A 7,889-nucleotide genomic window follows, 5' to 3' on the forward strand; every position below is an offset into this window, starting at 1 on the left:
CAACCTCTGTAGGCCGAAGGACCCCCACATGAGACCGAAAGCCCTCGTAGCTGCGCTGGCCGTAGCGGTCGGCCTGAGCCTGATCTCGCCACCACCGGCGTCGGCCGCCGAGCCGGATGCCGGTGCGCCCGCCAGCAAGATCGCGCCGGACCTGAAGGACCGCTTCCGCAAGGAGCCGGTCTCCGACTTCTGGATCACGTTCGACACCAAGGCCGACCTCGCCCCCGCGAAGAAGATCGCCGACTGGACTGCCCGCGGTCAGTTCGTCTACGACGCGCTGAAAGCGGCAGCGAAGGGATCGACGGCGTCCGTCGCCCCCGAACTCGACGGGGCAGGCGCCACATACACCTCCTACCCGATCGCCAACGCTGTGCTCGTCAAGGGCGGCACTGAGAAGCTCGCCCTCGACGTCGCCTCCGTGATGCAGGTCGCCGAGATCCACGCGACGCCGCAGGTCGCGCTGATCGAACCCGTGGACGAGAAGGGCCCGGCTGACCAGGCCGTCCGCCCCGCCACCCCGAAGGCCGCCGAGGCGGGCACCGTCTCGTGGGGTCTGGACGCCATTCACGCCCCCCAGGCCTGGGCCATGGGCGCCACCGGTGCGGGCATCACCGTGTCCAACCTCGACTCGGGCGTCCAGTTCGACCATCCGGCGCTGGTGGACTCCTACCGTGGCAACAAGGGCGACGGCACGTTCGACCACAACTACAACTGGATGGCCACCCGGGGCACGTGCACGGCCGCGCCGTGCGACGACAACGGACACGGCACGCACACCATGGGCACCATGGTCGGTGACGACGGCACCAACCACGTCGGCGTCGCCCCGGACGCGCAGTGGATCGCGACGAACGGGTGCTGCACGTCCAACGGCCCCGAGTCGCTGCTCGAGTCCGGCTGGTGGCTGCTCGCCCCGACCGACGCTCACGGCAACAACCCGGACGTCTCCAAGCGCCCCCACGTCATCAACAACTCGTGGGGCCAGGACGCCGAGCACAACTTCAACGACTTCTTCCAGGCCATCGACGAGGCCTGGAGCGCCGCGGGCATCTTCGCCGTCTGGTCGTCGGGCAACACCTCGCCGTACGCGGCCTGCGACACCGTCTCCTCGCCCGGCTCCGCCGAGAGTGCCTACTCCGTCGGCGCCTACGCCTCGGACGGCACGCTCGCGTCGTTCTCCCGCAAGGGCGAGGGTGAAGGCGGCCGGATCAAGCCGGAGATCTCCGCCCCCGGCGTGACCGTCCGGTCGTCGTATCCGAACAACAGCTACACCGAGATGTCCGGCACCTCGATGGCGGCTCCCCACGTGGCCGGCGCCGTCGCGGCGCTGTGGAGCTATGACCCGACCCTCATCGGGCAGGTCGAGGAGACCCGCCGCCTGCTCGCCGAGTCGGCCGTCGACGTCGACGACACCGAGTGCGGCGGCACCGCCGCCTTCAACAACAAGTACGGCGAGGGCCGGCTCGACCTCGTCCGCCTGCTCGAGCTGGCGCCGCGCCAGGGCGGCACCCTGACCGGTGTCGTCACCGCCGACGGCGCGCCGGTCTCCGGCGCCGAGGTGACGATCAGCGGACCGTTCACCCGGTCCATCGGAACCGACAAGGACGGCCGGTTCACGATGAACCTCCCGGTCGGCGACTACCAGATCAGCACCAAGGTCTTCGGCTACCTGACCGCGACCGCGAGCGCCACGATCACCCTCGGCCAGAACACCTCGCTCGAGGTCCCCCTCACCGCCGCGGCGCGCCACGACCTCAGCGGCAGGGTCGTCGACGACAAGAAGCAGGCCGTCCCGAACGCCGACGTCTCCGTCAAGGACACGCCGCTGGCGGCGGTACGTACGGACGCCAACGGCGCGTTCACGATCAAGGCTGTCCCCGAGGGCGGGTACACGCTGAACATCAAGCCGAACGCCTGCTTCTCGCCCACGACCGTCCCGCTGACCGTCGCCGCGCAGAACGACCCGCGCGAGATCCCCGTCGCGCTCGTCGTCGACGAGGGCGGCTACAGCTGCGCCGTCTCCGAAGGCGAGTACCTGCGCGGCACCGACCCGGTCGCGTTCCCGAGCGGCGTGTGGGCGACGGTGAAGGTGCCGTTCCCGGTCGCGCTCTACAACGGGAGCCACGACACCCTGGGTATCAGCCTGCGGGGCGTGATCTCCCCGGACGCCACCACCGGACCCGGCAGCGGCGGTGCGGGCATCTTCCCGTTCTACGTCCAGACCCCCGTCCAGTTCGCCCCCGGCGGGGGAGTCTTCACGGCGGCCACCAAGGTCGACGGCGAGGATGCCTTCGTCGTCGAGTTCCGCAACGCCAAGATCTGGGCCTACCCGATCCGGTCGGAGTACACCGAGCCGGTCAACTTCTCGGCCACGCTCACCCGCTCAGGCAAGGTGATCTTCGGTTACGGCGACGGCATCGGCACCGACGACCCGGTGACCGGCGGCGCCCGCACCATCACCGGCATCCAGGGCTGGGCCGGCGTGGACGGCATCCGGTTCTCCGACAACGTCCCGGTGCTGCACGACGGGATGGTCGTCACCTACGACCTTCCCGACTGGGGCTACCTCGACGCGACCGTCGTCGACAAGAACGACGGGCTGCCGGTGTCCGGGGCCAAGGTCTCCTTCACCAACAAGGATGGGCTCGTCGAGACCGTCACGACCAACGGGACGGGCATCGTGCATCGCCAGCTTCCGGTCGGCGACTACACCATGACGGTCGACGCGCCGAACTACACGACCGGGGCATACCCCTTCTTCCTCGACAAGCTCTACGCGAAGGCCAAGGTCGACGCACGTCTGACCACGGGTGTCGCCGGCCTGAAGGTCGACGGCCTCGACGCGGTGCTGGGCACCGATCAGAAGGGCGTCGGCACGCTGACGCTGACCAACAACGGTTCCGCCCCGCTCACGTACGACCTGGGCGAGGCCGCGCGCCACCCCGAGCTCGACGCCGCCGGCGTCACCACGCGCACCGGGACGGGTGCGGACAGCACGATCAACCTCGCCGCGTGGAAGGCCGGTGCGAGCGGCATGACGCCGTCGAACGTCGACGGCAAGGCTGCGACGGTGAGCGCAGCGGAAGCACAGGCGGCCGGCAAGGTCGGCCCGACCTCCGGCGGCGACGTCATCACCCGCATCGAGATCCCGGGCACCATCGCGGAGAAGGAGCCGAGCGGCATCGGGTACGACGGCGACGTCTGGGTCCACGACTACAACGCGCGTACCAACACCGCCTACACGGTGACGGGCAAGCCGACCGGCAAGGTCTTCGACGCGTCGTGGAACCCCACGTACCGGGCGTTCGACATGGCGCTCGACACCAAGACCGGTGACATGTGCCAGATGGAGGACAGCCCGGCCAGCTACATCCACTGCTTCGACCGGGGAACCGGGAAGGAAACCCGGCAGATCAAGGGTGACTGGTCCACGCTGCAGCTGACCGGACTCGCCTACAACCCGACGGAGGACGTGTTCTACGTCGGCGGCCGGAAGAACGGCATGATCGGAACCGTCGCCGGGACGACGCACGACAACGCGGGCGCGCTGCTGTCCTTCTGCGCCCCACCGCTGCCCGAGGTGATGGGCCTGGCCTACAACCAGGCATCCGACACCATCTGGTACACCGACCTCACCACGAACAGGCCCACCCGCCTGCTGCAGGTCGACCCCGACGACTGCTCGCTGGTCAACGCGTGGTGGTTCCCGGGCCAGAAGGTGGGCCAGGGCGGCGGCCTCGAGACCGACTCGACCGGGGCGCTGTGGGCCGCAGACCAGCTCGCCGACGACGTCGTGCTGGTCGACGTCGAGGACGACCTGCTCACCGACCTGCCGTGGCTGTCGCTCTCCTCGACCGGCGGCACCCTCGCCCCGGGCGAGTCGACGACCGTCAAGGTCTCCGTCTCCTCAAAGGACACCAAGCCGGGAATCCTCGGCGCGAACATCGTGGTCAGGTCCGACTCCGGACGCCAGTCCAAGACCTACGTCCCAGTGACGCTCACGACCACGAAGTACCAGGTCGGCGTCAACGCCGGCGGCCCTTCGTTCACCGACGCCTCCGGCTACACCTGGTCCGGTGACCAGGCGGCCGGTGACGGGGCGTGGGGCTACGCCGGGAAGGACAAGACGACCTCTACGGGCTCCGCGATCGAGGGCACCGAGGACGACGCCCTGTTCCAGTCCCAGCGCACCACGCCGGGCAAGGACCTGACCTACACCTTCCCCGACGCACCCAAGGGCACCTACGCCATCGATCTCGGGTTCGCCGAGATCGAGAAGGTGGCCGAGGGGAAGCGGGTGTTCGACGTCCTTTTGGACGGATCGCTGACGGAATACGCGTACGACCCGGCAGCGGCCGTGGGTCCGAACGCCGCCGACTGGCGCACTGCCGTCGTGCAGCACGACGGCGGCCCGCTGACCGTGGAGCTGCGAGGCTCGAGGGGCCTGCGAGCCCCGAGCATCGCGGCGCTGCGCGTGACGCTCGACCCGCGCGCAGACACCGCGGAGCCGGAGCCCCAGCCCGAGCAGCCGGAGCCGGGCCCCGTGCCCGTGGCCCCCGCCGGTCGCTCGTACTCGATGAAGGTGACCGACGGGCTCTACCGCCAGGGTACGCAGGAGTCCGGATGGCACGGCGATGACTCCTGCGGCGTGCTGTGGTTCGACTCCAGCTTCCTGTTCCCGTTCTACGACACGGCCTGGGACGGCGTGTGCGTGACGACGAACGGCGCGCTGGTCTTCGACCGCGCCAGCTCGCTGGGAAACAACACGGCACTGCCGTCGCGAAGTCCGATCGACGCGATCTATCCGCTCTGGGACGACCTCATCGTCGACGACCAGGCAGGCATCTACCTCGGCACGACCCAGGTGGACGGGCTAGCGGCGCAGGTCATCGAGTGGCGCAACGTCACCTTCTACAGCGACCGGACGGCCCGGGTGAGCTTCTCGGTCACCCTGATCGCCGACGGACGGATCCAGATCGGGTACGGCGACGGCATCGGCGGCGACAACCCCGTCACCCGCGGATCGTCGGCGACGGTCGGCCTGGAGAGCCTGACCCGCAACCCCGCGAGCCAGTACTCCTACAACCAGCCCGCCCTGAAGGCCGGCCTGGGGCTCGAGTACACCCTCCCGGCCGCAGGCACGATCGAGGGCACGGTCACCGACGCGAACGACGGCAAGCCGATCGCGGGCGCGATCGTCACGCTCAGGGGGCCGAGCGGTGACCGGGTCATCACGGCCGACGAGAAGGGCCGGTGGAAGGCCCAGGCGCTGGTCGGCGAGAACACCGTGCAGGTTTGGGCGCCGAACTACGTCACGGCCAGCCGCCCCGTGACCATCACCAAGAAGGATCAGGTCGAGGTGGTCGACACGGCGTTGACCACGGGCGTCGCGACCGTGACCGGAGGTGACCTCGACTGGTTCCTCGGCCCGGACCAGAAGGCGACGGCCGACGTTACCGTGACCAACACCGGCTCCGCCCCGCTCGAGGTGCGGCTCAGCGAGCAGCGACGCACCAGCGACGGCGGGCACGAGGCCGCCGACCTTCCGTGGCTGACCCTCGCGGGCGCGGCCGCAGCCGGCACGGTCACGCTCGCGGTCGGCGAGTCCACCACGGTCACGGCGACGGCCGACAACGCGGACGTCGAGCCCGGGGTGCTCGTCGGGGACGTGCTCGTGGCGTCGAACGCCGGCAAGGGCGAGGCCCAGCTCAGGCCGGTCCGCCTGGCGACCTCGGCCTACTGGAAGGGCGTCGACGTGGGTGGGTCGGGGCACGTCGGTGCCGACGGCTTCGTCTGGTCGCCCGACCAGGAACTCGGCTCGGGGCCGTGGGGCTACATCGGCGGCACGGCGCGTGCCACCAAGGCCGACATCGGCGGCACGGAGGACGACGACCTGTTCCGCACCCAGCGGACTGGTAAGACGTTCACCTACGTGTTCAAGAACGCGCCCGCCGGCACGTACCAGATCGGCCTCGACTTCGCGGAGATTGAGAAGGTCAAGGCCGGTATGCGTACCTTCGATGTTCTGGTCGACGGCAAGGCCGTGCTCCACGACCACGATGTACAGGCGAAGGCGGGTGCGCTGACCGCGGACGTGAACACGGTCACGGTCAAGCACACCGGCGGCGACCTGAAGGTCGAGCTCCGCAGCGAGATCGGCGAGCGCGACCCGATCCTGAACGCCCTGAAGGTCCAGGAGGACCCGCGCCCATGAGGTAGCCGAACCGGCCCTCCAGCAGAGGTCAGAGCCTCCTTGGGATGATGTCCCGAGGAGGCTCTGACCGCGTCTCCCGAATTTGCGGCTTTGGCCCGCAGTCGCGCACCGACCTGGGGTGTTGTGTCGGAGGCATGCCCTGACCGGGTCGCGTTCTTCGTGTCCGTCCTGACGTAGGTGCGGACGGTGAATACGGCGTCTGGGCGCGGGCCGACGACACCATCACCACCGGCACCCGGACCCCACCCGGTCCCGCCGACCTCGCCGTCCGGGAATGACTTCGGAATCTGCCAACAGGTGCAGGCCAAGCTTCCGCCCGACCCGTGCCGTCATGCCGTCGCGGGCCTGGCCAAAGGCGTGGAGGGCCGGCCGGCGGGATCGCGACGCACAGAGCTTGTAGGGCGAGATGTCGGGCAACGAACGGAGATGTTGTGGCCGGCGGTGACGTCCGGACATCCGGACGTCACCGATCCATCCACGGCGCTCCCGGTAGCTACCAGCAGCGCAGGCGTCGACAAGCAGTTCAGCCTTTGGTCTCCCGCGGGTCACGGCTGCGGGGGTAGGTGTTTTTCTCGCCGATGGTGCCGTCCTTCTTCTTGATCACGTGCTCGACATCGCGCTGGATGGCCATCTGTCGGCCCGCGGCCTCCGCTTCTGCCTTGGTGCCGTGCGCCGTGCTTGCGCGCTGGTTGCCCTCAGGACGGTTCTTCCACTGACCGTCCTCGTGGTACGTCTCGATGTCGCCCTTTGCCATAAGACGTCGCCTCCCTGCACTTGCATGGTTGGTCACGAATATTTGCCCCGGCCACATCTGCCCCCAAACGTCCGTCGGCCGCCGTGCTGAGCGGTTGCGTCTCCGCGCTTGCCGGAAATGTCATCCCGGCAGTTCAGGCGGCACGTTCGTACTCGTGGAGGATGCCGCCCGAGGCGATGGCGTCTTCGTATGTTCAGGCGGGCGATCTGTTCCGGATCGGCGATCGGTGTGGGCAAGGGGATGCAGCGGGCGGGCGTTGACGATGCCCTGGTGGGGTCTGTGTTCGTTGTAGACGCATTCGTATTCGTGCAGGGCGGGCGTGCAGCAGGTGCCGCTGGTTCCAGACCGGGTCCGGTCCAGCAAGTCACGAACGGGAGGCCTGTGTCCACCGCTCCATGATCGCGTTCATGCGCGGCATCTGGATCCCGCTGAGCACGACCTCGACACCCGCGACCGTGCGCCTGCTCCTACCAGGGCGAGATGAGGTTTTCGGTAAGGGCAGCGTCGATGTCGATGCGGACTGCTACGGGGCGGGCACTTACCTGCCAGGGTAAAGGCGGGCGGCGTCGAGCTTGGTCAGGAACGCCGGCCGGCGCCGGTGCTGTCCACGCAACTCGTCCAGGTACCTGGCGAACTGGTCGGTGTCGTCGGTGGCCGCGTACGCGTCGCGCAGGTGGCGGAGCAGCGTGATGGCTGTGTCGTAGCGGCGCTTGTCATGCGAGTCGAGCAGGTGGGTGTTGATGAGTGCCCGGTAGGGTTCGCGCACGTCGGCCGGATGGCCTTGTTGCCGTCGGTGCAGGAGTTCGAGGCGTTGCCGGGCGGGCAGCTCGTCCAGGCATGCGAGTCCGGTGTGCCAGGCCTCGTCATTACGCCCGGTGTGGTGCAGCGCGTCGATCAGGTGGGGCAGGTAGCCGGGCTGCT

General features: G+C 69.0%; 2 protein-coding genes and 1 pseudogene. 1 reads left to right on the forward strand and 2 read right to left on the reverse strand.

The genetic code is table 11. From position 1 onward, the window contains the following. Nucleotides 1–28 precede the first annotated feature (28 nt). Nucleotides 29–6,214: a S8 family serine peptidase gene (locus ACWEVO_RS04540; RefSeq protein WP_452306179.1), complete on the forward strand. Its 6,186-nt coding sequence runs from the start codon at nt 29–31 to the stop codon at nt 6,212–6,214. Nucleotides 6,215–6,737: 523 nt separating this feature from the next. Here the strand turns inward: ACWEVO_RS04540 and ACWEVO_RS04545 are convergent. Together ACWEVO_RS04545 and ACWEVO_RS04550 are read right to left on the reverse strand one after the other, a co-directional pair. After that, nucleotides 6,738–6,968 carry a DUF2188 domain-containing protein gene (locus tag ACWEVO_RS04545; protein WP_452306180.1) on the reverse strand — a complete coding sequence of 77 codons (231 nt, stop codon included), beginning with the start codon at nt 6,966–6,968 and terminating at the stop codon, nt 6,738–6,740. Between the two features lie 538 nt (nt 6,969–7,506). Then, a pseudogene (locus ACWEVO_RS04550) lies at nt 7,507–7,889 on the reverse strand (hypothetical protein); the annotation flags it as partial.

This window comes from Micromonospora sp. NPDC003776 (genome assembly GCF_053605645.1).

Coding starts and splice junctions, on each gene's coding strand:
- ACWEVO_RS04540 (WP_452306179.1), top strand. CDS start 29: ATGAGACCGAAAGCCCTCGTAGCTGCGCTGGCCGTAGCGGTCGGCCTG.
- ACWEVO_RS04545 (WP_452306180.1), bottom strand. CDS start 6,968: ATGGCAAAGGGCGACATCGAGACGTACCACGAGGACGGTCAGTGGAAG.